This window comes from Micromonospora sp. GCM10011541, assembly GCF_042650725.1.
In the GTDB taxonomy this organism is placed as follows: Bacteria; Actinomycetota; Actinomycetes; order Mycobacteriales; family Micromonosporaceae; genus Micromonospora; species Micromonospora sicca.
This window is the reverse complement of the sequence record NZ_JBHSBP010000062.1, coordinates 57,112-81,771: the sequence shown is the minus strand read 5'-3', so window position 1 is coordinate 81,771 and position 24,660 is coordinate 57,112. Positions and strand designations below refer to the sequence as shown.

General features: G+C 73.7%; 23 protein-coding genes. 9 read left to right on the top strand and 14 right to left on the bottom strand.

The window, feature by feature from the left end:
* Positions 1 to 111 precede the first annotated feature (111 nt).
* The 3 genes from ACFOYX_RS26770 to ACFOYX_RS26760 are packed head-to-tail and all read left to right on the top strand — an operon-like array spanning position 112 to position 3,556.
* Entirely contained in the window at positions 112 to 1,458 is a 1,347-nt protein-coding gene (locus ACFOYX_RS26770; protein WP_109800526.1) for an aspartate aminotransferase family protein, read from the top strand.
* Positions 1,443 to 2,180 carry a pyridoxamine 5'-phosphate oxidase family protein gene (locus tag ACFOYX_RS26765; protein ID WP_322440624.1) on the top strand — a complete coding sequence of 246 codons (738 nt, stop codon included), beginning with the start codon at positions 1,443 to 1,445 and terminating at the stop codon, positions 2,178 to 2,180. The genes ACFOYX_RS26770 and ACFOYX_RS26765 overlap by 16 nt, the downstream gene beginning before the upstream one ends.
* On the top strand, positions 2,180 to 3,556 hold the full coding sequence (locus tag ACFOYX_RS26760; protein WP_322440625.1) for an FAD-dependent oxidoreductase: 1,377 nt from the start codon (positions 2,180 to 2,182) through the stop codon (positions 3,554 to 3,556). Before ACFOYX_RS26765 ends, ACFOYX_RS26760 begins: the two co-directional genes overlap by 1 nt.
* A 145-nt stretch (positions 3,557 to 3,701) precedes the next feature.
* Here the strand turns inward: ACFOYX_RS26760 and ACFOYX_RS26755 are convergent, their stop codons facing one another.
* The gene (locus ACFOYX_RS26755) at positions 3,702 to 4,070 is read right to left on the bottom strand and encodes a DUF3499 domain-containing protein (protein WP_322440626.1); all 369 of its coding nucleotides are present in this window, start codon (positions 4,068 to 4,070) and stop codon (positions 3,702 to 3,704) included.
* A gap of 154 nt (positions 4,071 to 4,224) precedes the next feature.
* Here ACFOYX_RS26755 and ACFOYX_RS26750 point away from each other — a divergent pair, with 154 nt between their 5' ends.
* Positions 4,225 to 4,674, top strand: coding sequence for a metallopeptidase family protein (locus tag ACFOYX_RS26750; RefSeq protein WP_088963879.1), 450 nt, complete (start codon positions 4,225 to 4,227; stop codon positions 4,672 to 4,674).
* A gap of 152 nt (positions 4,675 to 4,826) precedes the next feature.
* On the opposite strand, the gene ACFOYX_RS26745 is transcribed toward ACFOYX_RS26750, so the two are convergent.
* The 6 genes from ACFOYX_RS26745 to ACFOYX_RS26720 all read right to left on the bottom strand — a co-directional run bounded on the left by ACFOYX_RS26745 (position 4,827) and on the right by ACFOYX_RS26720 (position 11,540).
* The gene (locus ACFOYX_RS26745; RefSeq protein WP_013284161.1) at positions 4,827 to 5,087 is read right to left on the bottom strand and encodes a WhiB family transcriptional regulator; all 261 of its coding nucleotides are present in this window, start codon (positions 5,085 to 5,087) and stop codon (positions 4,827 to 4,829) included.
* A 495-nt stretch (positions 5,088 to 5,582) separates the two neighbouring features.
* A complete protein-coding gene (locus ACFOYX_RS26740) occupies positions 5,583 to 5,921 on the bottom strand; it encodes a phospholipase (protein ID WP_377534506.1) in 339 nt (112 codons plus the stop codon).
* Between the two features lie 10 nt (positions 5,922 to 5,931).
* Entirely contained in the window at positions 5,932 to 7,329 is a 1,398-nt protein-coding gene (locus ACFOYX_RS26735; RefSeq protein ID WP_322440627.1) for a DUF4331 domain-containing protein, read from the bottom strand.
* 103 nt (positions 7,330 to 7,432) lie between these two features.
* Positions 7,433 to 7,708, bottom strand: coding sequence for a hypothetical protein (locus ACFOYX_RS26730; protein ID WP_109800144.1), 276 nt, complete (start codon positions 7,706 to 7,708; stop codon positions 7,433 to 7,435).
* 170 nt (positions 7,709 to 7,878) lie between these two features.
* Entirely contained in the window at positions 7,879 to 10,431 is a 2,553-nt protein-coding gene (locus tag ACFOYX_RS26725) for a bifunctional FO biosynthesis protein CofGH (RefSeq protein ID WP_322440628.1), read from the bottom strand.
* A 167-nt stretch (positions 10,432 to 10,598) separates the two neighbouring features.
* Positions 10,599 to 11,540 carry a hypothetical protein gene (locus ACFOYX_RS26720; protein ID WP_322440629.1) on the bottom strand — a complete coding sequence of 314 codons (942 nt, stop codon included), beginning with the start codon at positions 11,538 to 11,540 and terminating at the stop codon, positions 10,599 to 10,601.
* Positions 11,541 to 11,640: 100 nt separating this feature from the next.
* On the opposite strand from ACFOYX_RS26720, the gene cofD reads away from it, so the two are divergent.
* Both cofD and ACFOYX_RS26710 read left to right on the top strand, forming a co-directional pair.
* Complete coding sequence (cofD, locus tag ACFOYX_RS26715; RefSeq protein WP_322440630.1) at positions 11,641 to 12,603, top strand: 2-phospho-L-lactate transferase; 963 nt, start codon at positions 11,641 to 11,643, stop codon at positions 12,601 to 12,603.
* Complete coding sequence (locus ACFOYX_RS26710) at positions 12,600 to 13,688, top strand: coenzyme F420-0:L-glutamate ligase (protein WP_322440631.1); 1,089 nt, start codon at positions 12,600 to 12,602, stop codon at positions 13,686 to 13,688. Before cofD ends, ACFOYX_RS26710 begins: the two co-directional genes overlap by 4 nt.
* Before the next feature lie 31 nt (positions 13,689 to 13,719).
* Here ACFOYX_RS26710 and ACFOYX_RS26705 read toward each other — a convergent pair whose 3' ends face one another.
* Positions 13,720 to 14,724 (bottom strand): winged helix-turn-helix domain-containing protein, encoded by a 1,005-nt coding sequence (locus ACFOYX_RS26705; protein ID WP_322440632.1) that lies wholly within the window; start codon positions 14,722 to 14,724, stop codon positions 13,720 to 13,722.
* A 273-nt stretch (positions 14,725 to 14,997) separates the two neighbouring features.
* A complete protein-coding gene (locus ACFOYX_RS26700; RefSeq protein ID WP_322440633.1) occupies positions 14,998 to 16,035 on the bottom strand; it encodes a hypothetical protein in 1,038 nt (345 codons plus the stop codon).
* 132 nt (positions 16,036 to 16,167) lie between these two features.
* Here ACFOYX_RS26700 and ACFOYX_RS26695 point away from each other — a divergent pair, with 132 nt between their 5' ends.
* The gene (locus tag ACFOYX_RS26695) at positions 16,168 to 16,728 is read left to right on the top strand and encodes an NUDIX hydrolase (protein ID WP_322440723.1); all 561 of its coding nucleotides are present in this window, start codon (positions 16,168 to 16,170) and stop codon (positions 16,726 to 16,728) included.
* Here the strand turns inward: ACFOYX_RS26695 and ACFOYX_RS26690 are convergent.
* Both ACFOYX_RS26690 and ACFOYX_RS26685 read right to left on the bottom strand, forming a co-directional pair.
* On the bottom strand, positions 16,719 to 17,810 hold the full coding sequence (locus tag ACFOYX_RS26690; RefSeq protein WP_109800150.1) for a mannose-1-phosphate guanylyltransferase: 1,092 nt from the start codon (positions 17,808 to 17,810) through the stop codon (positions 16,719 to 16,721). The two genes, ACFOYX_RS26695 and ACFOYX_RS26690, sit on opposite strands and share 10 nt — an antisense overlap.
* Positions 17,811 to 17,873: 63 nt before the next feature.
* Positions 17,874 to 19,019, bottom strand: a complete 1,146-nt coding sequence (locus ACFOYX_RS26685) for a glycosyltransferase family 1 protein (RefSeq protein WP_109800151.1) — start codon at positions 19,017 to 19,019, stop codon at positions 17,874 to 17,876.
* A 151-nt stretch (positions 19,020 to 19,170) separates the two neighbouring features.
* Here ACFOYX_RS26685 and ACFOYX_RS26680 point away from each other — a divergent pair, with 151 nt between their 5' ends.
* On the top strand, positions 19,171 to 19,854 hold the full coding sequence (locus ACFOYX_RS26680) for a TIGR03089 family protein (protein WP_322440634.1): 684 nt from the start codon (positions 19,171 to 19,173) through the stop codon (positions 19,852 to 19,854).
* A 114-nt stretch (positions 19,855 to 19,968) separates the two neighbouring features.
* On the opposite strand, the gene ACFOYX_RS26675 is transcribed toward ACFOYX_RS26680, so the two are convergent.
* Together ACFOYX_RS26675 and ACFOYX_RS26670 are read right to left on the bottom strand one after the other, a co-directional pair.
* Positions 19,969 to 21,957: an acetoacetate--CoA ligase gene (locus tag ACFOYX_RS26675; protein ID WP_322440635.1), complete on the bottom strand. Its 1,989-nt coding sequence runs from the start codon at positions 21,955 to 21,957 to the stop codon at positions 19,969 to 19,971.
* Between the two features lie 150 nt (positions 21,958 to 22,107).
* Positions 22,108 to 22,626: an acyl-CoA thioesterase gene (locus tag ACFOYX_RS26670; protein WP_109805948.1), complete on the bottom strand. Its 519-nt coding sequence runs from the start codon at positions 22,624 to 22,626 to the stop codon at positions 22,108 to 22,110.
* 23 nt (positions 22,627 to 22,649) lie between these two features.
* Between ACFOYX_RS26670 and ACFOYX_RS26665 the strand changes: the two genes are divergently transcribed.
* Entirely contained in the window at positions 22,650 to 23,309 is a 660-nt protein-coding gene (locus ACFOYX_RS26665; protein WP_322440636.1) for a hypothetical protein, read from the top strand.
* 53 nt (positions 23,310 to 23,362) lie between these two features.
* Here ACFOYX_RS26665 and ACFOYX_RS26660 read toward each other — a convergent pair whose 3' ends face one another.
* Positions 23,363 to 24,526, bottom strand: coding sequence for an acyl-CoA dehydrogenase family protein (locus ACFOYX_RS26660; RefSeq protein ID WP_322440637.1), 1,164 nt, complete (start codon positions 24,524 to 24,526; stop codon positions 23,363 to 23,365).
* Between the last annotated feature and the right edge of the window lie 134 nt (positions 24,527 to 24,660).

Below are 24,660 nucleotides of genomic sequence, written 5' to 3'. Positions count from 1 at the left end.
ATCCGTTGCGTCAAGCCGCTGGCACTTGCGTTATCAGCACCCGTTGTGCGATAACCGTGGGCAGAGCGGCCGGTGTCACCCCTGACCGGCCCGAGACCCGATGGGGCTGACATGGCCAACGCCACCGACCACCTCTGGATGCACTTCACCCGGATGGCCAGCTACTCCGACGGCGAGGTGCCGACCATCGTGCGCGGCGAGGGCGCCTACGTCTGGGACTCCCGAGGCCGTCGCTACCTGGACGGACTCGCCGGTCTCTTCGTCGTCAACGCCGGCCACGGCCGCACCGAACTGGCCGAGGCGGCCGCCAAGCAGGCCGGCGAGCTGGCCTACTTCCCGCTCTGGTCGTACGCCCACCCGAAGGCCATCGAACTGGCCGAGAAGATCGCCTCGCTCGCCCCCGGCGACCTGAACCGGATCTTCTTCACCACCGGCGGCTCGGAGGCCGTCGAGGCGGCCTGGAAGCTGGCCCGGGCCTACTTCAAGCGCACCGGCCAGCCGAACAAGCACAAGGTGGTCAGCCGCTACATCGCGTACCACGGCACCTCGATGGGCGCGCTGTCGATCACCGGCCTGCCCGGCATCAAGAGCGACTTCGAGCCGCTGGTGCCCGGCGGCATCAAGGTGCCGAACACCAACTTCTACCGCGCCCCCGAGCACGGCGACTCCCCCGAGGCGTTCGGCCGCTGGGCCGCCGAGGAGATCGGCCGGGCCATCGAGCGGGAGGGGCCGGACACCGTCGCCGCGGTCTTCCTGGAGCCGGTGCAGAACTCCGGCGGCTGCTTCCCGCCCCCGCCCGGCTACTTCGAGCGGGTCCGCGAGATCTGCGACGCGTACGACGTGCTGCTCGTGAGTGACGAGGTGATCTGCTCCTGGGGCCGGCTGGGTGAGTACTTCGGCGCCACCCGGTACGGCTACCAGCCGGACATCATCACCACCGCCAAGGGCCTCACCTCCGGCTACGCCCCGCTCGGCGCGATGATCGCCAGCGAGCGGCTGATGGAGCCGTTCCTCACCGAGACCGGCATGTTCGCCCACGGGGTGACCTTCGGCGGCCACCCGGTCTCCTGCGCGGTGGCCCTGGCCAACTTGGAGGTCTTCGCCCGCGAGGACCTGGTCGGGCACGTCCGGGCCAACGAGGACGCCTTCCGGTCCACCCTGGAGAAGCTGAACGACCTGCCGATCGTCGGCGACGTCCGGGGCGACGGCTACTTCTACGGCATCGAACTGGTGAAGGACAAGGCGACCAGGGCGACCTTCGACGAGGCCGAGTCGGAGCGGCTGCTGCGCGGCTTCCTCTCCACCGCGCTGTTCCAGGCCGGCCTCTACTGCCGCGCCGACGACCGGGGCGACCCGGTGGTGCAGCTCGCCCCGCCGCTGATCGCCGAGCAGCAGCAGTTCGACGAGATCGAGCAGATCCTGCGGGCCGTGCTGACCGAGGCATGGGCCCGGCTCTGACCGGCGGACCAGGCTCGGGCGGGGTCGGCTCCCGGGACACCGGGGACCGGCCCCGCACCGTCGCGCACCCGGTCGAAGAGCGGGCCGACGGCCCCGGGGGCGTCGGTGGCACACCCCGCACCCGGGTCCGGCGGTTGCCCGACCTCGCGGTCCACGACCGCGCCGTGCTGCACGCCGTGCTCGACGCCGGCCGGGTCGGCCACCTGGCCATCGTCGACGGCGACCAGCCGTACGCGCTGCCGGTGGCGTACGCCCGCGACGGTGACCGGGTGCTGGTGCACGGCTCCACCGGCAGCCGGCTCTTCCGGCACCTGGCCGCCGGGGCCCCGGCCTGCCTGACCGTCACCCTGCTCGACGGCCTGGTGCTGGCCCGCAGCGCCTTCGAGTCCTCGATGAACTACCGCTGCGCGATGGTGCTCGGCGCGCTGACCGCGCTGGACGGCGTGGAGAAGCTGGCCGCGCTGGAACGTCTCTCCGCGCACCTGCTGCCCGGCCGGTGGGCGGTGATCCGGCCACCCTCGGCGAAGGAACTGGCCGCCACCCTGGTGCTCGCGTTGCCGCTGGACGAGTGCTCGGTGAAGGTCAGCGCGGGCCCGCCCGACGACCTCGAGGACGACCTCGACCGCCCGGTCTGGGCCGGCGTGGTGCCGGTCGTCGAGGCGTACGGCATTCCGCAGCCCGATCCGCGGCTGCGCCACGACCTGCCCCCACCGGAGTGGTGATGCGCTACCAGGAGCTGTCGTACTGGCTGTCCAGCGTGGACGGGCCGCTGACCCCGCGCCCCGCGCTGCCCGGCGACGCCGACGCGGACGTGGTGATCGTCGGAGCCGGCTACACCGGGCTGTGGACGGCGTACTACCTGGCGGCGACCGACCCGACGCTGCGGGTCACCGTGCTGGAGTCCGAGATCGCCGGGTACGGCGCCTCCGGACGCAACGGCGGCTGGTGCTCCGCGCTCTTCCCCACCTCGCTGCCCGCGCTGGCCCGGCGGCACGGGCGGGACCGGGCTCTGGCCATGCAGCGGGCCATGCAGGAGAGCGTCCGCGAGGTCGGCCGGGTGGTCGCCGCCGAGGGCATCGACTGCGACTGGCGGCCCGCCGGGACGGTGGTGCTGGCCCGCTCCGGCGCCCAACTCGGCCGCGCCCGGGCCGCGGTGGAGGAGGCCCGGGAGTACGGCCTCTCCGACGAGGACCTGGTGCTCCTCGACGCCGACCAGGCCGCCGCGCGCTGCGCCGCCGACGGGGTGCTCGGTGGGACGTACACCCCGCACTGCGCCGCCGTGCATCCGGCCCGGCTGGTCCGGGGGCTGGCCCGGGCGGTCGAACGCCGCGGGGTGACCATCTACGAGCGGACGCCGGTGACGGCGATCCGGCCCGGGGCGGCGGTGACCCCCGCCGGGGTGGTCCGGGCGCCGGTGGTGGTCCGCGCCACCGAGGGCTTCACGCCCGGCCTGCCGAGGCAGCGCCGGACCGTCGCGCCGGTCTACTCGCTGATGGTCGCCACCGAGCCGCTGCCGGCTTCGACGTGGGCGGAAATCGGGCTGGCCGACCGGGAGACCTTCTCCGACTACCGGCACGTCATCATCTACGGCCAGCGCACCGCCGACGGTCGACTGGCCTTCGGCGGGCGGGGCGCCCCGTACCACTTCGGGTCGCGGACGGCGCCCGGTTACGACCGGGAGCCGCGGGTCTTCGCCGCCCTGCGTCGGGTGCTCGGCGAACTCTTCCCCGTGCTCGGGCCGGAGGTCCCGGTGACGCACACCTGGGGCGGGCCGCTCGGCGTGGCCCGGGACTGGGCCGCCTCGGTGGGCCTGGACCGGGCGTCCGGGCTGGCCTGGGCCGGCGGGTACGTCGGCGACGGTGTCGGCACCAGCAACCTCGCGGGTCGCACCCTGGCTGACCTGATCCGGGGGCAGCGGACCGAGCTCACGGCCCTGCCGTGGGTCAACCACCGCTCCCCGAGGTGGGAACCCGAGCCCCTGCGCTGGCTGGCCGTCAACGCCGGCCTCCGGCTGATGTTCTCCGCCGACGAGGCCGAACAGCGCACCAACCGGCCCGCCCGCCGCGCCGCCGCCTTCTCCCGCCTCCTCGGCCACTGACCCACTCCCCCCAGCGCTCCCAGCGCTCCCCGCTGCCAGCCCGCCGATCATGAGGTTGGCGGGTGAATCGGAGATCAACTGACCCGCCAACCTCATGATCGACGAGGAGAGCGGGGGCGCGACGCCGGCGGGCGCGCGGGGGGGGTCAGTGGGTGGGGGGGATTACGCGGAGGTGGCCGCGGCGGCCGGTTTGCTGGGCCTGGTGGAGGTCGTGGTCGTCCTCGGGGGGACGGGGTGGCGCGGGGCGGGCGGCCTCGCGGACGGCCTCGGCCAGGGCGACCAGGTCGTCGGTGGTGGGCGGCGGGGGCTCGAACTCGCCCTCGTGCCGGACCACGTCCCAGCCGCGCGGGGCGGTCAGGCTGCGGGCGTGCGGCTCACAGAGGTCGTACGTGTGCGGCTCGGCGAAGGCCGCCAGCGGGCCCACCACGGCTGTCGACTCGTTGTAGACATAGGTCAATGTGGCGACCGCTTGCCGGGGGCAGCCGTTACGGGAGCAGCGCCGTGGTGACCTCACGGCGGCAGGGTATCCCCATTACCGGGTCCGGCGCACCGCTTCGCGTTGCGACACGCCCGTCACGGTGATCACAATTCCTCCGATCGGATCACCGGCACGCCGCACCAGCGGCGCAGCGGCGGGCGGGCCGGTGGCGGGGGCTACCCTCTTCCTCATGACGAGCCCGGAACACCGCCGCCCCGGCTCCGGCCGGCGCACCCACCGCGACCGCCACGGTCGAGGGCTGCGCGGGCGGCTGGTGCCGGCCACCGTGCCGCTGGCCCGGACGAAGGCGGAGGTATTCGACGACCTGGTGCTGGACACGGTGGAGACGCTGGAACGCCGCTTCGCCAAGGAGCTGGCCGGCGTCGAGTTCGCGGTCGAGGACGTCCCGCCGGACCTGAACGTCTACGACTCCGACGTGCTGGAGGACGGCGAGGTGCCGCTCGCCCGGCTGTTGCCGGGCCGACCCGGCCGGCAGGAGGTGCCGCCGCGGATCGTCCTCTACCGGCGGCCGCTGGAGTTCCGGGCGATGGACCGCGAGGACCTCGCCGACCTGGTGCACGACGTGATCATCGAGCAGGTGGCGAACCTGCTCGGGGTCGACCCCGACGAGCTGGCCTGAGGGGCGCATCCCCCCACGCGTGGCGCCGGGTCCGCCGGCCTCCGCGACCCCCGTCGCGTCGCCGGCGCCCGTCACCGACACCCGACCGGCGCCCGCCGGTCGCGCGGTCGTCCCGAGCCGGGCGGCCCCCACCGCCCTGGCCCGGCACCGTCTCAGGCGGCGACCCGCCGCTTGAGCTTGCGCCGCTCCCGCTCGGAGAGCCCACCCCAGATCCCGAACCGCTCGTCGTGGCCGAGAGCGTATTCCAGGCACTCCGTCTTCACTTCGCACCGCGAGCAGATGCGCTTCGCCTCGCGGGTCGAGCCGCCCTTCTCAGGAAAGAACGCCTCCGGGTCGGTCTGCGAGCACAGCGCCCGCTCCTGCCACTCCGGCGCGTTTCCGAGCAGGTCGGCCACCTCGAGCTGGCCGTCCATCAGATGCCTCCTTGTCGCGCACCGGCGTCATCGCCGCTGCAACCCCCCACGCGAAAGGCGTGCTTGTCCGTCCGGTCACATTTTGTTGTGTTCCGCGCGAACAACCCCATTCAAATTACACGCGTGTAATGCGTGCGCCGTCAAGCCGAACTTGATAATGGAGTCGCCCTCCCGACACGTCCCGGACGACCGACCGAGCCGCCCGAGCCTCGCAACCTGCCCTATCGATTCAGACCCCGGACGAGTAACGCCCTCACCGGCGAGTTGCCCGGCTTTTCTGCCGTGGCGTGCCCGGCGACGACGACGCCGGAGACCCCCGGTGGAGGTTCCGGCGGGCCGTACCCGGGCGGCCGGCGCGGCAGCGTCCAAGATCAGCATTGTGGTGGGGCAAAGGTTAACCCGAGTCCGCGCCGACCGCCCGTCGAGCGGGACAGCACCGGCAGCGCCCCGTCCACGTGATGGGACGGGGCGCGGCGGCCGGAGGGCGTCGGAGGATCAGCCCGCCCCCGGCGGAGAGCTGGTCGGCCAGACGAATTCGGCGATCGACCCACCGGTGACGGAGATCGCTCCGGCCGGTGTCCGGTCGTCCCACCAGACGGTATACAGGCCGGCCTCGAGATCCGGGTAGACGGCACTGTGGAACACCCCGTCGCGGACCTGCCGCTCCCGCACCGCGGAGTGCGTCCGCCGCTCCTCGTCGTCCCGGCTGATCTCGATCTCCCGGCCGTGCAGGTCCCGTCCGGTGTAGATGATCAGGGCACCGCAGTTCCCGCCGAGATTCAGCATCACGCTGCCGCTGCCCGTCGGACCGTAGCTGTGTTGGTGCTCGTGCACGACCCGCTCCTCAGGACTTCGCCGCCGGCGGGTTGTTGAACCCGTCGTACGGGGTGCCCAGGAACGGGAAGTCGCCCAGGAACGGGGCCGTCACGTCGGCGGCGCTCAGCCCCGGGGTGACCGCCGCCGCCGCGGCGTCCGGCTTGAACGCCTTGTCCACCAGCGGCACTGTGACGCCGGCGATCGCCCGCAGCGCGATGCTCACCACGTCGTCACCGACCCGGCGGCCGTTCGGGAAGCCGGCCAGGTCGCCGCCGAGCACACCGAACCGGTCCGGCTTGCGGTTCGGCTTGATCGCCGTGTTCAGCCGCAGCATGTCGGCCTGGACGTCGCCGGCCACGTTGGTGAAGCCGTCGATCAGCCCGGCCGGGACGCCGGTCAACAGGATCGCCACCAGGTCCGCCCGCGGCTTCTTCGACTTGTTCAGCGCGTCGAGGCTGGGGAAGACGCCCGGGTAGAGCGCGGGCAGCAGCGCGGCCAGCTCCGGCTGTTCGACGAACCGGGCGAACCGCTTGTCCTCCGCGGGCGGCAAGGTGTTCCACAGGTCCTTCTTGGACATCGGCACGATGACCTCGTTGAACAGTGGATTGCCGAGGCGGGAGACCTGGGTGAACGGGCCGGCGGCGGTGTCCGCGGCCACCCGGTCGCCGAGCACCCGCACCTGCTGCCGGGCGGCGGACGTCCACACCCCGATCGTCGAGGCCCGGTCGGCGGCGCCGTACCGGGCGGCCTTGCGGCGGACCCGGCTCAGCGGCACCTGCACGGCGATGCTGTGCACGTTCATCCGGTCCACCGCGTTGACCGGCTCCCCCTCGGTCTTGAAGAGCTTCTTGCCGGCCACGTGCAACTGCTGGAACGGCCGCAGCGTACCGAGGTCGAAGATCGCGCCGAGGTCGACGAAGAAGCCGTCCGCGCGCTGCCCCGCGAAGACCTTCTCCCCCGTGGACAGGCGGAACGTGGCCTGCCGGACCAGGTCCTGGTATTTCGGGGTGGAGAGCGGACCGACGTTGCACGGCGGGCAGGGCAACTTGTGCGCGAGCACGTGCTCCTTGCCGTCGGCCACCCGGGTCAGCCGGTAGAACTGCCGCCGGTTCCAGTTCTTGCTGTCCAGCGACTCGATCGGCCCGGTGTTGTAGAGGAAACTGTTCGGATTGGTGATCTCGGTGCGGAATTCGAACCGGTACGTCACATCGGGATAGCCGTCGCCATCGTTGTCGATATGAATCTCGTACCGCACGTCGTCACCGAACTCGAAGAAGTTCGGACCGCCGGAGGGGAGCTGCAACGGCACGTAGTTGGCGATCAACGTGACCGTGTCCGGATGATCGGGACTGACGAACGCGTACAGGTCGGAGCTGTCGGCGACCGGATCCTTGGCTATCTCCGGGGCTTCACGGTGGGAGGACATGGCGGACCACACCTTTGCGTCTGGGAAGCGGTAGTCGAGTGGGATCACCGGCGCCGAGAGCCTGCGCCGGGAGAGGTCACGCCGCCGGGCGGCGCGGGGCGGGTCAGCGTCGGGCAGCGCGCCGCAACCGGTCCGCCAGGGCGCGGTCGCGTACCTCGATCCGGGTCGTGCCGACGAAGACGTCCATGGTCCCGGAGGCGGCGTCGCGGAGGTGGACCACGATCGCGTCGTCCCGGCGCCCTGCGGACGGGGTGTTCTGTGCGGCCGACAGGCCCGGCACGGTGAGGGCGGCGGCGCCCAGGGTGGCGCTCGCCGCGGCGGTCAACGTCTGCCGGCGGGTCAGTCGCGGCCAGGGCCGCTTCCGCTGATCACTGGTCATGGGCAACCTTTCCGGGCCGGCGCGTCAGCGCCCGCGGTGGCCGGGAGCCCCGGACGCTCCGCCGAGGCGGACGCCGCCGGGCACCCCCGGTAGGGGCTGCCGGCGACGGTCCTCGCCGAAACCGCCGCCGGCAGCCAGTGGTACGGCCGGCGACGGGGAAAGGTTCGACGCTAAGCGCGGACGTGACCGTACGCGGTCGTCCGCTTGCGGGCCGGTCGTCCCGCCGCCGCCGCGATCGCCCGCAACTCCTCCTCGGTACGCGCCGATCCGTTGCCCGAGCCCGCCATCCGGGAGATGGTCTCCTCCATCAGCGTGCCGCCCAGGTCGTTGCAGCCGCCCTGGAGCATCGCCACCGTGCCGGAGTCGCCCAGCTTCACCCAGGAGCACTGGATGTTGCCGATCCGGCCGTGCAGCAGCAGCCGGGCCATCGCGTGCACCACGCGGTTCTCCCGCCAGGTCGGGCCGGGCCGGGCGATGCCGGCCAGGTAGATCGGCGCGTTGGTGTGCACGAACGGCAAGGCGACGAACTCAGTGAAGCCCCCGGTGCGGTCCTGCACCCCGGCCAGCACCCGGAAGTGGGCCAGCCACTGGCCCGGGTGGTCGACGTGGCCGTACATCATCGTGGAGCTGGACCGGATGCCCAGCTCGTGGGCCGTGCTCACCACCTCGACCCAGGCGGCGGCCGGCAGCTTGCCCTTGGTGAGGACCCAGCGCACCTCGTCGTCGAGGATCTCCGCGGCGGTGCCCGGGATGGTGTCCAGCCCGGCCTCGCGGAGCTGGACCAGCCACTCCTTCACCGGCACGCCGGCCTTCGCCGCGGCGGTGACGATCTCCATCGGGGAAAAGGCGTGCACGTGCATCCCCGGCACCCGCGCCTTGATCGCCCGGACCAGGTCGGCGTAGCCGGTGACCGGCAGCTTCGGGTCGATCCCACCCTGCAGGCAGACCTCGCTGGCGCCGGCGGCCCACGCCTCCTCGGCCCGGTCGGCGACCTGCTCCAGGGACAGCCGGAACGCGTCCGCGTCGCTCTCCCGCTGGGCGAAGGCGCAGAACCGGCAACCGACGTAGCAGACGTTGCTGAAGTTGATGTTGCGGTTCACCACGTAGGTGACGTCGTCGCCGACCACGTCCCGGCGCACCTCGTCGGCGCGCCGGCAGAGCTCGTCCAGCGCTGGGCCGGCGGCGGCGAAGAGCGCCAGCGCCGCGTCCGCGTGCCGCGGCTCCAGCAGCGCCGCCGGGTCGTCCGCGGCCAACCGGAGCCCGGTACGCAGGGCGTGGTCGTCCGCGCCGCTGGTCGTCCCGACCCCGCTCCCGGTGGCGGCCCGGACGGCGCCGGCCAGGCTGGCGTCGGCCTTGCCGGCCACCTCCGACCAGTCACCGTAGACGCTGTCGAAGTCGCCGCGCCGGTCGTCGGTGCGCCCGGCGGTGTCGATGGTCACGTGCAGGTCGGTCCGGCCGCCGAACACCTCCTCCGGCTCCTGCCACGGACGGCCGACCGGGCCGGCCGACTCGACCGCGAGGCCGGTCGCCGGATCCGCCAGCGCGGTCACGTGCGGCAGCAGGCGTGGATCCAGCCAGGGGTCGCCGGCCCGGACGTACTCGGGGTAGATGGTGAGCCGTTCCCGCAGGGCGAAGCCGGCCGTGGCGGTGTGCCGGGCCAGCTCGTCGAGCTGCGGCCACGGGCGCTCCGGGTTGACGTGGTCCGGGGTCACCGGGGACACCCCGCCCCAGTCGTCGATGCCGGCGCGCAGGAGGAGGTCGTACTCGCCCTCGATCAGGTTCGGTGGGGCCTGGATCCGGGCCCGCGGGCCGAGCAGCACCCGGGCCACTGCGACCGTGGCGGCCAGGTCGTGCAGCTCGGCGTCGGGCATGCCGCGCATCGCGGTGTCCGGCTTGGCGCGGAAGTTCTGCACGATCACCTCCTGGAGGTGTCCGTACTCCCGCTGCGCGCGGCGGATCGCGAAGAGCGCGTCGACCCGCTCGGCGAGGGTCTCCCCGATACCGATGAGGATGCCGGTGGTGAACGGCACCCCCACCCGGCCGGCGTCGTCGAGCACCCGGAGCCGGACCGCCGGCTCCTTGTCGGGCGAGCCGAAGTGCGGGCCGCCCGGCTCCGACCAGAGCCGGGTGGCCGTGGTCTCCAGCATCATCCCCATGCTCGGCGCGACCGGCTTGAGCCGTTGCAGCTCCGACCAGGACAGGACGCCCGGGTTCAGGTGGGGCAGCAGCCCGGTCTCCTCCAGCACCGCCACCGCACAGGCCCGCAGGTAGTCCAGGGTGGAGTCGTAGCCGCGCTCGTCCAGCCACTGCCGCGCCGCCGGCCAGCGTTCCTCCGGGCGGTCGCCGAGGGTGAAGAGCGCCTCCTTGCAGCCCTGCGCCGCGCCCTCGCGGGCGATCGCCAGCACCTCGTCGCGGTCGAGGAAGGCGGCCGGCAGCCGGTGCGGCACGGTGGCGAAGGTGCAGTAGTGGCAGCGGTCCCGGCACAGCCGGGTCAGTGGGACGAAGACCTTCTTGGAGAAGGTGACCACACCGGGACGGCCGGCCTCGCGCAGCCCGGCGTCGCGGATGTCGCCGGCGATCCGGAGCAGCTCGTCCAGCGCGGCGCCCCGGGCGGTCAGCAGCGCCGTCGCCTCGTCGAGGTCCAGCGCCCGCCCGGTCGCGGCCCGGCGCAGCGCCCGCTGCACGCTCGCCGCGGTCGGGGCAGAGTCGGTGCGATCAACCATCCGCCCAGCCTATGCGCTGACCCCGACCGTCCCGACCGGACGCCGGGACCCGCCCGCCGAACGGCCGCGCCGGGGCCCGCCGCAACGAGAAGAGCGGCCTCCCGGCGGGACAGGCCACTCTTCTCGGCGGTGGTACGCGGGCGCGGCCGCCAGGCGCCGGCGGTGGGTCAGCGCGGCTGGTTGGGGTCGTCCCCGTGGAAACGCTGGGTGTGGTCGCCGTCGGGCCAGGTCGGCTGGCCGAACTCCGCGGACTGCCGCGGGATGGCCTGCGTCGGGTCGGCCGACGGCGGCTGGCCGAACGGCGGCGCGGAGTGCGGGACGCCGGCCGGCGGGGCCGGGTGCGGGGCGTTGCCGTACGGCGGGGCCGTGTTGAACGGCGGCGCCGACGGGTTCGGCTGCCCGAACTGGCCGGGCGGCGGGTAGCCGCCGGGCTGGTTCGCGGCCGGGTAGCCGGGCTGGTTCGCGGCCGGGTAGCCGGGCTGATTCGGGGCCGGGTAGCCGCCGGCCGGCGGGTAGCCCCCCTGGCCGGGGGCCGGGTAGCCGCCGGGCTGGCCGGGATGGGCGCCCGGCTGCGGCCAACCGGGCTGCGGCTGACCGTAGACGCCGGGCTGCGGCTTGGGCCGGGGCGTGTAGTACAGGGTGCGCCAGACCTTGAAGACGACGTACCCGGCGACGGCGAAGATCGCCAGCCAGGCGGCCCGGGTCAGCAGCCCGAGCAGGGCGTCGAGCACCTCCGCCTCGGCGAGCCGGCCGACGAGCCAGATCAGGAAGGTCAGCGCGCCGAAGAGCGCGCCGAGCGCGTACTCGCCGAGGGCGACCTGGGTGATCAGCTTGGCCTTGGGCAGCACCGGCCGGACGTGGGTGGCGAGCAGCACGGCCAGCACCGGCAGCACGGTCGACTCGACGCCGACGAAGACGAAGAAGGTGCTCCCCGCCCGGCCGCTGAAGGTGCTGTAGTCGTCCATCGGCACCAGCAGCCGGAAGAGGCCGACGACGAGGAGCACGGCGTTCGCGCCGAGCAGGACGAGCGCGGCCAGTTCGCGCAGTGGCTTGGTCAGCTGGCTGGCCTGCGGCGCGTCGGTGGACGCGGGCTCGGCGGGGCTGGTCACGAACTCCCCCTGGGGACGAAAACGGACAGTTGCCGCTGTGAGCCTAGTCTGCTCCGGGCACCGGCCGACCGACGGCGGCGCGTACGCAAGGATGGACGCCATGCGCATCGTGGTTCTGACCGGCGGGATCGGCGGCGCCCGGTTCCTGCTCGGCGTCCGGGCGTACGCCCGGGAGGTGGCGGCCGAGGTGACCGCCGTGGTCAACGTCGGCGACGATCTGCTGCTGCACGGGTTGAAGGTCTGCCCCGACCTGGACAGCGTGATGTACACGCTGGGCGGCGGCGCCGACCCGGAGCGCGGCTGGGGTCGGGTGGGCGAGACCTGGACGGTCAAGTCGGAGCTGGCCGCGTACGGCGCCGAGCCGACCTGGTTCGGCCTCGGCGACAAGGACATCGCGACGCACCTGGTGCGGACGACGATGCTCAACGCCGGGTACCCGCTCTCCGCGGTGACCCAGGCGTTGGCCACCCGGTGGGAACCGGGCCTGACCATGCTGCCGGCCACCGATGACCGCCTGGAGACCCACGTCGTCGTGAGCGGGCCGGACGGCGACGGCGACCAGGGGCAGCGGGCGATCCACTTCCAGGAGTGGTGGGTGCGGTACCGGGCGGACCTCCCGACGCACCGGTTCGTCTTCGTCGGCGCGGAGACGGCGAAGCCGGCTCCGGGGGTGCTGGAGGCGATCGGCTCGGCCGACGTGGTGCTGATCGCGCCGAGCAACCCGGTGGTGAGCATCGCGCCGATCCTGGCCGTGCCGGGGCTGCGGGAAGCGGTCACCGACGGGCCGGCGCCGGTGGTGGGCGTGTCGCCGGTCATCGGCGGGGCGCCGGTACGTGGCATGGCCGACCGCTGCCTGGCGGTGCTCGGGGTGGAGTGCAGCGCGGCCGGCGTGGGCGGCCTCTACGGCGGACGGTCGGCGGGCGGCCTGCTCGACGGTTGGCTGGTCGCACCGGAGGATGAGGGCGCGCTGGTGCCGGGGGTGACCGTCCGGACGGCGCCGCTGCGGATGACCGACGAGGCGGCGACCGTGGCGATGGTCCGCGCCGCATTGGAGCTGGTGTGAAGCTGGAGATCCTGCCGGTGCCGGGCATCGGCGACGTGACCGAGGGCGACGACCTGGCGGCGCTGATCGCCACCGCGGCGCCGTGGCTGCGCGACGGCGACGTGCTGGTGGTGACCAGCAAGATCGTGTCGAAGGCGGAGGGCCGGCTGGTCGACGTGCCGGCGGACGGCCCGGAGCGGCTCGCCGCCCGGGACGAGGTGCTCGAAGCCGAGACGGCCCGGGTGGTCGCCAGCCGGGGGGCGACCCGGATCGTGCAGACCCACCACGGCTTCGTGATGGCCTCCGCCGGAATCGACGCCTCGAACGTCGACAAGACCCGGCTGGTGCTGCTCCCGGAGGATCCGGACGCCTCGGCCCGGACGCTGCGCGCGGCGCTGCGGGACCGCTACGACCTCGACGTCGCGGTGATCATCAGCGACACGATGGGCCGGCCGTGGCGCAACGGGCTCACCGACGTGGCGCTGGGGGTGGCCGGGATGCCGGCCATCCGCGACCACCGGGGCGAGATCGACCCGTACGGCAACGAGCTGCAACTGACCGAGATCGCCGTGGTGGACGAGCTGGCCGGCGCCGGTGAGCTGATCAAGGGCAAGTGCGACCAGGTGCCGGTCGCGGTGGTCCGGGGCTACCCGGGCGTGGCCCGCGCCGACGACGGCGACGGCGCGCGGGCGCTGGTCCGGGACGCCGAACTCGACCTGTTCTCGCTGGGCACCGCCGAGGCGACGGCCGCCGGGCTGCGCGCCGCCGCCACCCTGGCCGACGGGCCCGGGTCGGCGCCGGCCGACCCGGCCGCGGTCGACCGGGCCGTCGCCGCGGTCGCCGACGTGGTCGCGCCCGGCACGGTCTTCACCCACGTCACCAACGCGGAGGTACGCGCCGGTCTGGTGGCCACCGTGCCGGGCTGGCCGGCGCAGGCCAGCGGGCTGGTCCTCGGGGCGCCGCCGACCCCGGTCGACCAGCCGGACCTGGTGCGTTTCGGCGCCGACCTGCAACGGCTGCGGACCGCGCTGGCCGCGGAGGGGATCCCCTCCGCGCTGCTGCCGCCGCCCGACGGCAGCACCGCCGGCGGCGCCCTGGCGCTCTGACCGCCGGCCCCGGGCGACGCCGGGACGTGGCTCAGGCGTCGAGCATCGCCCGGCCGAGCGGGGTCAGCGTGTGCAGCACGGTGTTGCGGTCCCGGTGGCTGACCAGCAGCCCGGCGTTGCGCAGCACGGCGGTGTGCTGGCTGGCCGCGGCCGGGGAGATGTGCAGCCGGCGGGCCACCTCACCGGTGGTGCAGCCGCCGTCGGTCGCCTCCAGCACGGCGGCGCGGGTCCGCCCGAGCAGGGCCGCCAGGGCCTGGCGGCTCCCCTCCTCCGGTGCCGGACCGGCGCCCCGGCCGGGCTCCGGGGCGAGCCCGCCGAGCCGGTCGACCGGGTAGACCAGCACCGGCGGCAGGGTCGGGTCGAGCAGCGCGACCGGGGTCCGGGCACAGAAGAAGGACGGGACCAGCAGCAGCCCGCGGCCGTTCAGGTGCAGCTCCCGGGTGTCCGGGTAGTCGAGCACCTCGAGCATTCCCGCCTCCCAGCGCATGCTCGGCCGGAGGCTGGCGAGCAGTCCCTCCACGCCGCCGTCGAGCAGGGCCCGGGCCCGCCGCGCCCGGTCGGCCTCCACCGCGGCCCGGATCCGGGACCAGTACGGCGCGATGGCCAGCTCCTGGTACCGCACCATCGAGTCGGTGAGGTGGCGCAGCACCTCGGGCTCGCCCCGGGCCAGCGCGGACGCCGAGGAGGGCAGCGGGGTCTCCCCGGCCAGCAGGGTCAAATCCCGGCGCAGCAGGTCGACCGGGGTTTCCCGGACCGCCTCCAGCCCCGCCTCCAAGCCCGCCCGGCTCTCGTACGGGGTGAGGAAGTCGGGAAAGTAGCCGCGGGGCGGGTTCAGCGCGAAGAGCAGGCGGAGACGGTCGGTGGCGCTGTCGGTACGCAGGGTCCGGGCCACGCTGCGCCGCCAGTTCGCCAGCAGCGGGTCCCGGCTGCGGCCCTGCAACAGGTGCAGGCTGAGGACCAGTTCCCAGACCGGGTCCGCGGTGGGGGCCACCCTCGTCCGCAGAATGTCCTCGCTCGTGAAAAAAATCTTCAGCATGGAGCGCTCCCGGGGGCGGGGCAGGGGGAATGCCCGCCGACCATGTGCACTGTACCCGCCGGCACTAATCTCCATCTTTAAGCGTGGGCTGAAAAACCTCGACGTGACCCGGCCCGGTTGGGCATGCTTCCCCTTGCCCCTCAGGACCGGGACATCACCGGCTCCGGGGGCGACCGGGGGCCGGGAAAGCGGCGACCGGGCGGCACCACGAGGGTCTGCGGGCCACGTTCCGCAGAGGTGTCACCCGGTCGTCCCCGAGGCTCGACCCGGGTGTCAGTCGCTCCAGAGCGCCACCCGATGGTCCTCGTCGGTGACGTACCAGCAGCGTCCCGCCAGCTCGGCCAAGCCCTCCACGTGGTGGAACGGCGCCAGGTCGGCGACCACCTTCCCGGCCACCCGCGCGTCCGGCGTGACGTCGAGCCGGAAGCGGACGTGCCGCGAGGTCACCGCGCCGCCCTGCGGATGGTCGTCGAGCAGCACCGAACCCTTGCCCAGCGCGTCGATCGACCCGATCACCGCCGCGTATCCGCCGTCGGCGGTGGGCGCGATCGCCCGGAAACCGGTCAGCGCCCCCGGCGGCGTCACCCCGGTCAGCGCGTACGCCCCCACGGCCTGGGGCCAGGCCGGGTCGGCGGCGAACATCCCCGCCACCCCGGCCAGCTCGACCAGGATCGGCTCGCCCTCGGCGGTCACCGGGAACCGGAGCCCGAGCAGCACCGTGCCGGTCGGCGTGAAGGCCGCCGCCTCGACGTTGAGCGGCAGGTCGTCCTCGGTGAGCCGGCTCACCCAGCTCTTCGCCCGGGCGGTGCCCCGGGCCAGGGTCTCCACGATGAACCGGTGCCGGACCCGGTCGCCCGGCGGCAGCGGGGTCAGCGGAGCCGCGGCGAGCGCGTCGTTGACCGCCCGGTGCAGCCGGAACCGGTTGCGCACCACGTGCACGGGCAGCGTCCCGGTGGCGGCGTCGTCCTCCCGGAACCGGGCCACGAACGCCCGCCGAGGCCGCAGCGGGCCGGCCTTCGAGCCGAAGTGCGAGCCGAACACGTACACCCCGCCGTCGTGGTGGGCGAGCGCCTCACCGTCCTCGGTCCGGCCGTTCTCCACGCCGGCGTCGGCGGCGACGTGCTGCGCCACCCACTCGCCGTCCTCGCGTTCGAGCAGCAGGGCCAGGCAGCGTTCCACCGGGCCCTCGTCCAGGACGGTCCAGAAGCCGCGCCGCGCGTGGTGCGCGCGCAGCACCGCCGGTGAGCGGACCGGCAGCAGGTCACTGGCCTCGTTGCCGGCCACGACGAACTCGACGAGTCGCAGGGCCACCCGGCCAGGGTACGGGGGCCGCGCTCGTAGAGTGTCGGGGTGCCCGACGCCGCGACCACCAGCCCCGCCGCCCCGCCGGCCGGCGCTCCCGAGACGGATCCGTCGCCCGCCGGCGTCCACGACGTCACCGCCCTGCACGCCGACGCGACCGCCGTGCTGACCGGCTGGACCCCGACCAGCCCGGCGGCCGCCGAGGCCCGGGACCGCACGCTGCGGCTGCTGACGGCCGGCCCGGTGGCGATGAGCCGGAGCCACCGCGCCGGGCACGTCACCGCCAGCGCGCTGGTGCTCGATCCCACCGGCGGGCGGGTGCTGCTCTGCCTGCACGGCAAGTTCCACAAGTGGGTGCAGCTCGGTGGGCACTGCGAGCCGGCCGACCGGACCCTCGCGGAGGCCGCGCTGCGCGAGGCGACCGAGGAGTCCGGGATCCCCGGCCTGGTGGTCGACCCGGTGCCGATCGACGTGGACATCCACCCGGTGGCCTGCCAGGGCGGCTCGCTGCACTACGACGTCCGGTTCGCGGTCTTCGCCCCGGCGGGCGCCACCGAGCGGGTCAGCGCGGAGTCCGAGGCGCTGGGCTGGTTCCCGCCGGACCGGCTCCCCGAGCCGCTGGCCGACGGCACCACCCAGCTCGTCGCCCCGGCCCTGGCCGCCCTGCGCCGCCGCACCGCTGAGCCGTCGGATCAGACGTAGCCCTCCTCGCCGCGCTCCTTCAGCTCGTCGACCAGCTTCTTGACGTCCTGGGCCCGGTCGCGGGGGCAGACCAGCACCGCGTCCGGGGTGTCCACCACGATCAGGTCGTGCAGGCCGAGGGCGGCCACCAGCCGACCCGACTGCGGCACCACCACCAGGTCGCGGCTGTCCCGCAGCAGCACGCCCGGCTTGCCCTCGATGCCGAGCACCACGTTGCCGTCCGGGTCGGCGGGCAGCACCTCACCGAGGGTGTGGAAGTCGCCGACGTCGTTCCAGCCGAAGTCGCCGGGGACGGTGGCCACCCGGCCGGCCGTCGCCGCGCCCTCCATCACCGCGTAGTCCACGGAGATCTTCGGCAGGGTCGGCCAGATGGTGCCGAGGATGTCGTCCTGCTCCGGGGTGCCCCAGGCGGCCGCGATCGCGGTGATCCCGGCGTGCAGCGCCGGCTGCTGCCGGGCCAGCTCGGCCAGGAAGACGTCCACCCGCCAGACGAACATGCTGGCGTTCCAGAGGTGCCGCCCGGAGCGGACGTACTCCTCGGCCACCTCGGCGGCCGGCTTCTCCTTGAACTCCACGACCGGACGCAGTGGACCGTCCCCGGTCGGGTCGCCCGTCTCCAGGTAGCCGTAGCCGGTCTCCGGCCGGGTCGGGGTGATGCCCACCGTCATCAGCAGCCCCCGCTCGGCGCCGCCGATCGCCTCGCGCACCGTCTCCGCCCACCGGGCCGGGTCGCCGATCAGGTGGTCGGCGGCGAACGAGCCCATCACCGCCTCCGGGTCGCGCAGCACGATCACCGCGGCGGCCAGCGCGATCGCCGCGCAGGAGTCGCGCGGCGAGGGCTCGACGAGGATGTTCTCCTCCGGCAGGCCGGCCAGTTGCCGCGCCACCGCCGCGACGTGCGCGGCACCGGTGACCACCAACGTGCGCTCGGGTGTGGCCAACGGGGCGAGCCGGTCCACCGTGGCCTGGAGCAGCGAGGCCGGGGTGCCGGTCAGCGGGTGGAGGAACTTGGGGTGGCCGGCACGGGACAGCGGCCACAACCTCGTGCCGCTGCCACCCGCCGGGATGACGGCGTAGAACATCAGCACATCATGCCCGAACCGCCATGCCGCGGACGCACCGTCGGGCGTACCGGCAGCCGACAATCAGGAACGGGCCCGGCTCCACGCCGCGATGTGCACCTCGGCGCTGGACTCCCAGGTGAACTCCTTGGCCCGGTCGAAACCGGCCTTGGCCAGGGAGAGCCGGCGGTGCTCGTCGTCCAGCAGGGCGGCCAGGTCGGTGGCGATCTGGGCCGAGTCCTCGCTGGTGTAGGCCACCGCGTCGCCGCCCACCTCGGGCAGGGAGAGCCGGGGCGTGGTCAGCACCGGCGCGGCGCAGGCCATCGCCTCCAGGATCGGCAGGCCGAAGCCCTCGCCGTACGACGGGTAGGCGGCGACCAGTGCGCCACCGAGGAAGCCGGGCAGGTCGGCGTAGCGCAGGTAGCCCGGGCGGAGCAGCCGCAGGTGCGACGGGACCTCGGCCACCGCGCGGTCGATGTCGTCGTCGTGCCCCTGGCCGCCGGCGATGACCAGGGCCGGCGGGTCGGTCCGGTCGGCCACCGCGCGGGCCCAGCCGCGGATCAGGTTGGGTACGTTCTTCCGCGGCTCCTTGGCCCCGAGGAACGCGATGTAGCTGCTGCTGCCCAGCCCCAGCCGCGCCCGGACCCGGGCCTTCTCCTCCTCGCTCGGGGCGTGGAAGGCCGCCTGGTCGACACCGTGGTACGCCACGTCGATCCGGGTCGGGTCGGCGTCGAGCAGCCGGATCAGCTCGTCCCGGGTGGCCTTGCTCGGCACGATCACCCGGTCGGCCCGGCGCAGCGACGTCTTGATCGCGCTGCGGAAGAACGTCCGGCGGGACTTGTCGTAATGCTCCGGCTCGGTGAAGAACGTCGCGTCGTGCACGGTGACCGTCACCGGGCAGCCGGCCCGCAGCGGGCAGGTGTAGAAGGGCGAGTGGAGCACCTCCGCGCCCACCTGCTGGGCGAGCAGCGGCAGGCCGGTCTGCTCCCAGGCGAGCCGGGCGGGACGGTGCGCGACCGCCGCCGGGGCGGGGATGACCTCCGCCCCGGGCAGCATCCGGGTGTAGCGCTCCAGGTCGGTGCGGAGGCTCACCACGGCAAGGTCCACGCCGGAGCCGCAGACCTTGCCGAGGGCGCCGAGCAGGCCATCGACGTATCTACCGACGCCGCCACGGTCGGCGGGGACACTCGTGGCGTCGATGAGCACGCGGGGCGGGCGACCGGCGGTCACGGGGCGACTCCTCAGGCTGGCGGGTCTGTGGTGAACAGCACTGTCGGCAAGCCTACGCCGGGGCGGGGCCCCGACGCTGACTGCGACCCGACGGTACGCCGACTTGTCATCGTCATCGAATACGGGCGCGGACCGCGTATCGTTCGCGCCGATGTCCGACAACATTGCCCGGGTCTTCGCCGTCGCGATCGCGACCGACCCGACCCGCCCCCTGCTGACCTGGTACGACGACGCGACCGGTGAGCGGACCGAGCTTTCCGGCGCGACGCTCGCGAACTGGGTGGCCAAGACGGCCAACCTGCTCGTCGACGAGGCGGCCGTCGCCCCCGGCGACACGGCCGGGGTGCTGCTGCCGCCGCACTGGCAGACCGCCGCGGTGCTGCTCGGCTGCTGGTCGGCGACGTTGACGGTGGTCGACAAGCCGGGCGACGTGGACGTGCTCTTCGCGGCGGCGGACCGGGCCGAGGAGGCGGCGGCCTGGTCAGCGGGCGAGCGGTACGCCCTCGCGCTCGCCCCGTTCGCCGCCCCGCTGCGTCAGGTGCCGCCCGGCTTCGCCGACTACGTCGTGGCGGTACGCGGCCACGGCGACCACTTCACCCCGTACCCCGGTGCCGGCGAGGCGGACCTGCTGGCCCGCGCGGAGGCCCGCGCCGCGGACCTGGGCATCGCCCCCGGCGACCGCCTGCTGATCGACGCGGCCGTCCACCCCGACCCGGTCGACTGGCTCCTCGCCCCGCTCACGGCCCGCGCCAGCATCGTCCTCTGCGGCAACCTCGACGCCACCCGCACCGACTCCCGCGCGACCACCGAAAGGGTCACCCACACCCTGACCTGACCACCCTCCCCCACCCCCAGCGCGCCGATCTTGCAGTTCGGGCCCCCACGATGGGCGTTGTGCCCCATTCGCCGGGGCGACAAGTGCCAAGATCGACGCGGGTGGGGGTGGGGGTCAGGCGCGGGTGGGGTTGTCGGTGGGGGTGCGGCGTTGGGCGAAGGCGGCGAAGGCCGTCAGGGATTCCGGGTTGGCCAGGGCGCCCTTGGCGGCCGCGGAGTCGACCGGGGTGCCGGTGAGGATCTTCTTGACCGGGACCTCCAGCTTCTTCGCCGAGAGGGTGCGCGGGACGGCGCGGACCTGGTGGATCTCGTCGGGGATGTGCCGGGGCGACAGGGCGGTACGCAGCTCGCGGCAGATCTTCTTCCGCAGCTCGTCGTCCAGTTCCAGGCCCTCGGCGAGCACCACGAAGAGCAGCAGCTCCCCCGCGCCGCCCTGGTCGTCCTCCAGGTGCACCACCACCGAGTCGACGACCTCGTCCAGCCCCTCCACCACGGAGTAGAACTCGGCGGTGCCCAGCCGGACGCCGCCCCGGTTCAGGGTGGCGTCGGAGCGGCCGGTGATGACGCAGCCGCCACGCTCGTTGATCGTGATCCAGTCCCCGTGCCGCCACACCCCGGGGTAGACCTCGAAGTACGCCTCGCGGTAGCGGACGCCGTCCGGGTCGTTCCAGAAGCCCACCGGCATGCTCGGCATCGGCGCGGTGATCACCAGCTCGCCCAGCTCCCCGATGACCGGGGTGCCGTCGGCCGAACGGGCCTCCACCTTCGCGCCCAACGCCCGGCAGGTGATCTCCCCGGCGTGCACCGGCAGCAGCGGCACGCCGCCGACGAAGCCGGTGCAGACGTCCGTGCCGCCGGAGAGGGACTGCAACTGCAGGCGGTCACCGACGTTCTCGTACACCCAGGTGAAGCCCTCGGCGGGCAGCGGCGCCCCGGTCGAGCCGACGCCGCGCAGCGCGGAGAGGTCGGCGATCTCCTTCGGCACCAGGTTGGCCTTGCGGCAGGCCAGCAGGAACGGCGCGGAGGTGCCGAAGTACGTGGTGCCGGTCTCCGCGGCCAGCCGCCACAGCGCGCCCAGGTCCGGGTGGCCCGGATTGCCGTCGAAGAGCACGATGGTGGCACCCACCGCCGGCCCGGAGACCAGGAAGTTCCACATCATCCAGCCGGTGGTGGTGAACCAGAAGAACCGGTCCGCCGGGCCCAGGTCGTGGTGCAGGGCGAGCATCTTCAGGTGCTCCAGCAGGATGCCCCCGTGGCCGTGCACGATCGGCTTGGGCAGCCCCGTGGTGCCGGAGGAGTAGAGCACGTACAGCGGGTGGTCGAACGGCACCGGGGCGAAGGCCAGCGGCTGGTCGGTCGGCGCGGCCAGTTCGGCCCAGGAGAGCGCGCCCTCCGGCGGCGCGCCGGCCGGGTCGAGGTACGCGATGCCCACGGTGTGCCGGAGCGACGGCAGCGCGGCCCGGATCGCGGCCACCTCACCGCGCCGGTCCACCGGCTTGTCGCCGTACCGGTAGCCGTCGACCGCGACCAGCACCTTGGGCTCGATCTGCTGCCAGCGGTCGGTGACGCTGCGGGTGCCGAACTCCGGCGCGCAGGACGAGAAGATCGCGCCGAGGCTGGCCGTGGCCAGCAGCAGCACGTACGTCTCGGGGATGTTCGGCGCGTACGCCGCGACCCGGTCGCCGGGGCCGACGCCGAGCCGGCGCAGCCCGGCGGCCACCCGGCGGACCTGCTCGCGCAGCTCCGCGGCGGTGAGGGTGACCGGCGGCCGGGTCTGCCCGTGCGCGATCACCACCGGGTCGTCGTCGCCCCGGCCGGGCATCCGCAGCACGTTCTCGGCGTAGTTGAGCGCGGCCCCGGGGAACCAGCGGGCGCCGGGCATCGCCGGGTCGGTCAGCGTCGCGGTCGGCGGGGTGTGCGCGACCACGTCGAAGTAGTCCCAGATCGACCGCCAGAACGCGTCGAGGTCGGTGACCGACCACTGCCAGAGCGCGTCGTAGCCGGCGAACTCCAGCCCCCGGTGCTCGGCCAGCCAGCGCAGGTAGTCACCGATCCGGGACCGCTCGCGCACGTCGGCCGGCGGCGTCCACAGCACGTCACCCACTGCTCCACCCTCCCTGCGGCCCGCACGACTCTGTGACATGGGCCGTGCCGCCATCTTGCCCTACCTCGCAGCGTCATTCTCCGCACCGGGTGCCGCCCAGGGGGCGTGGCCGGCCCACACGCCCCGCCCGGCGGGTATGTGGACCGGGCGTCAGCCGGCGCGGTGGGCCTGGATCGCCCGGCGCCTGGCCAGCCGGTGCGCCCGGCGGATCTCCGCCTCCCGGAACCGCCGCTCGTCCTCCGGGGTCTCCGGCAGGACCGGCCGGACCGGCCGCGGCGCGCCGCCCACGTCCACTCCCACGAAGACCAGGTACGCGGTGGCCACCCGGACGGGCTCGTCCTCGGCCGAGTCCCACCGCTCGGCGACCACCCGCACGCCCACCTCCATCGAGGTGTTGCCGGTCCAGTTCACCTGGGCGTGGGCGTGCACGAGGTCGCCCACCCGGACCGGCTCGGAGAAGACGATCTCGTCGATCGAGGCGGTGACCGCGGTGCCGCCGCTGTGCCGCGCCGCGGCCGCCCCGGCCACGTCGTCGACGAACTTCATCAGTACCCCACCGTGCACGGTCCCGTACAGGTTGACATCGACCGCGGTCATGATCCGGCTGAGCGTGACCCGGGAGTACGACGTCGGCTTGCCGGCCGGCCCGGTGGAGGGGTGATCTGTCATGCCGAAAACGGTACGGTGCGCGGATGCGACATCTCTGGAGCTTCCTCGCCGGGTTGGTGGTGGCGCCCGTCACCTGGGTGCTGATCACCCTCGGACAGGACGGATCGGGCAGCACCATCGACCGTTGGGTGGAGATCAAGGCCTCCTCCACGGCCAATCTGATCGAGCCGGCCGTCTACCTCGGTGTGGCCGGCATCCTGCTCGGCCTGCTCGGCACGCTGCGCTTCTCGCCGCTGGGTGCGCTCGTCGCCGGGCTGCTGCTGATCACCCCGTACGTCGGGATGTTCATCGCGCCGTTCACGGTCCGGGACTGGATCCCCGACGGCTGGAAGGCGCTCGGGGACCCGCTGCCGCTGCGCCAGCCGGTGGAGAACGGCACGCTGTTCCTGATCGGCGTGCTGCTGTTGATGGCGGCCTTCAGCGCGCAGCGTTGGCGGCGGTGGCCGGCGTCGCCGGCCGAGGCGGAGCTGACCTCGGCCGACAAGCCGGCCGAGAACACCTCCGCGCTCAGCGACTGGCCGCCGTCCGGCGCCCGGAACGAGCAGGACACCACCCCGCTCACCCTCGGCTATCCCGACCCGACCCCCACCGACCCGCTGCCCCGCCGGAACACCGGCGAGTCGCCGTGGTCCGCGCCGCCGCGCGCCGCCACGCGACCGGAGGGCACCACCGAGACCCGATGACCGTTGCGGGCGGGCCGGAGAACCCGGCCCGCCCGCCCGAACGGTCCGCCCGGTCAGCCCTTGAGCAGCTGGCGGGCCATGACGATGCGCTGGACCTGGTTGGTGCCCTCGTAGATCTGGGTGATCTTGGCGTCCCGCATCATCCGCTCGACCGGGTAGTCGCGGGTGTAGCCGTACCCGCCGAGCAGCTGCACCGCGTCGGTGGTGATCTCCATGGCGGCGTCCGAGGCGAAGCACTTCGCGGCCGCGCCGAAGTAGGTCAGGTCCGCGTCGCCACGCTCGGACTTGCCGGCCGCGGTGTAGGTGAGCTGCCGGGCCGCCTCCAGCTTCATGCCCATGTCGGCGAGCATGAACTGGATGCCCTGGAACTCGGCGACCGCCTTGCCGAACTGCTTGCGCTCGCTCACGTACCCCTTGGCGTAGTCCAGCGCGCCCTGGGCGATGCCGACCGCCTGGGCGGCGATGGTGACCCGGGTGTGGTCCAGGGTCTTCATCGCGGTGGCGAAGCCGGTGCCCTCGGCGCCGATCATCCGGTCCGCCGGGATCCGGACGTTGTCGAGGTAGACCTCGCGGGTCGGGGAGTCCTTGATGCCCAGCTTCTTCTCCGGCGCGCCGAAACTGACCCCGGCGTCGGACTTCTCCACCACGAAGGCGGAGATGCCCCGCGAGCGGGCTGTGGGATCGGTCACAGCGAACACGGTGTAGTACTCGGAGACGCCGGCGTTGGTGATCCACCGCTTCACGCCGTTGAGCACCCAGTGATCGCCGTCCCGCACGGCCCGGGTCGTCATGGAGGCGGCGTCGCTGCCCGCCTCCGGCTCCGAGAGGCAGTACGAGAACATCGCGTCCCCGGCGGCGACCGGGGTCAGGTACTTCCGCTTGAGCTCCTCCGAGCCGGCCAGGATCAGCGGCATGGTGCCCAGCTTGTTGACCGCGGGGATCAGTGAGGACGAGGCGCAGGCCCGCGCCACCTCCTCGATCACGATGGCCGTGGCCAGCGCGTCCGCGCCGGCGCCGCCGTACTCCACGGGGATGTGCGGGGCGTGGAAGTCGGCGGCCCGCAGGGCGTCGTACGACGCCTTCGGGAACTCGCCGGTCTCGTCCGCTTCAGCCGCATGCGGGGCCACCTTGGCCGCACAGACCTCACGGACCGCCTCCCGGATCGCCTCGTGCTCCTCCGGCAACCGGTAGACGTCGAACGACTGCTCTGCGGCCATGTTGGCCCCTCCCCTTCACCGCTATCATGCCCAGTCTGTAGCGCCTGAGAACCGCCGACCGCGCAGAGTGAAGGATAGCGACCGGCGTTCTGGTGCTCCTTGCCGCCGCGTAGGCTCTTGCGTGACAGGCGTCG

What these genes read in the sequence shown, in the direction of transcription:
- ACFOYX_RS26745 (WP_013284161.1), bottom strand. Translation starts at nt 5,087, where the DNA reads ATGGACGGCCAGCTCGAGGTGGCCGACCTGCTCGGAAACGCGCCGGAG.
- cofD (WP_322440630.1), top strand. Translation starts at nt 11,641, where the DNA reads ATGCGCATCGTGGTTCTGACCGGCGGGATCGGCGGCGCCCGGTTCCTG.
- ACFOYX_RS26770 (WP_109800526.1), top strand. Translation starts at nt 112, where the DNA reads ATGGCCAACGCCACCGACCACCTCTGGATGCACTTCACCCGGATGGCC.
- ACFOYX_RS26660 (WP_322440637.1), bottom strand. Translation starts at nt 24,526, where the DNA reads ATGGCCGCAGAGCAGTCGTTCGACGTCTACCGGTTGCCGGAGGAGCAC.
- ACFOYX_RS26665 (WP_322440636.1), top strand. Translation starts at nt 22,650, where the DNA reads ATGCGACATCTCTGGAGCTTCCTCGCCGGGTTGGTGGTGGCGCCCGTC.
- ACFOYX_RS26735 (WP_322440627.1), bottom strand. Translation starts at nt 7,329, where the DNA reads ATGTCCTCCCACCGTGAAGCCCCGGAGATAGCCAAGGATCCGGTCGCC.
- ACFOYX_RS26730 (WP_109800144.1), bottom strand. Translation starts at nt 7,708, where the DNA reads ATGACCAGTGATCAGCGGAAGCGGCCCTGGCCGCGACTGACCCGCCGG.
- ACFOYX_RS26680 (WP_322440634.1), top strand. Translation starts at nt 19,171, where the DNA reads ATGTCCGACAACATTGCCCGGGTCTTCGCCGTCGCGATCGCGACCGAC.
- ACFOYX_RS26705 (WP_322440632.1), bottom strand. Translation starts at nt 14,724, where the DNA reads ATGCTGAAGATTTTTTTCACGAGCGAGGACATTCTGCGGACGAGGGTG.
- ACFOYX_RS26690 (WP_109800150.1), bottom strand. Translation starts at nt 17,810, where the DNA reads ATGTTCTACGCCGTCATCCCGGCGGGTGGCAGCGGCACGAGGTTGTGG.
- ACFOYX_RS26765 (WP_322440624.1), top strand. Translation starts at nt 1,443, where the DNA reads ATGGGCCCGGCTCTGACCGGCGGACCAGGCTCGGGCGGGGTCGGCTCC.
- ACFOYX_RS26750 (WP_088963879.1), top strand. Translation starts at nt 4,225, where the DNA reads ATGACGAGCCCGGAACACCGCCGCCCCGGCTCCGGCCGGCGCACCCAC.
- ACFOYX_RS26760 (WP_322440625.1), top strand. Translation starts at nt 2,180, where the DNA reads ATGCGCTACCAGGAGCTGTCGTACTGGCTGTCCAGCGTGGACGGGCCG.
- ACFOYX_RS26670 (WP_109805948.1), bottom strand. Translation starts at nt 22,626, where the DNA reads ATGACAGATCACCCCTCCACCGGGCCGGCCGGCAAGCCGACGTCGTAC.
- ACFOYX_RS26725 (WP_322440628.1), bottom strand. Translation starts at nt 10,431, where the DNA reads ATGGTTGATCGCACCGACTCTGCCCCGACCGCGGCGAGCGTGCAGCGG.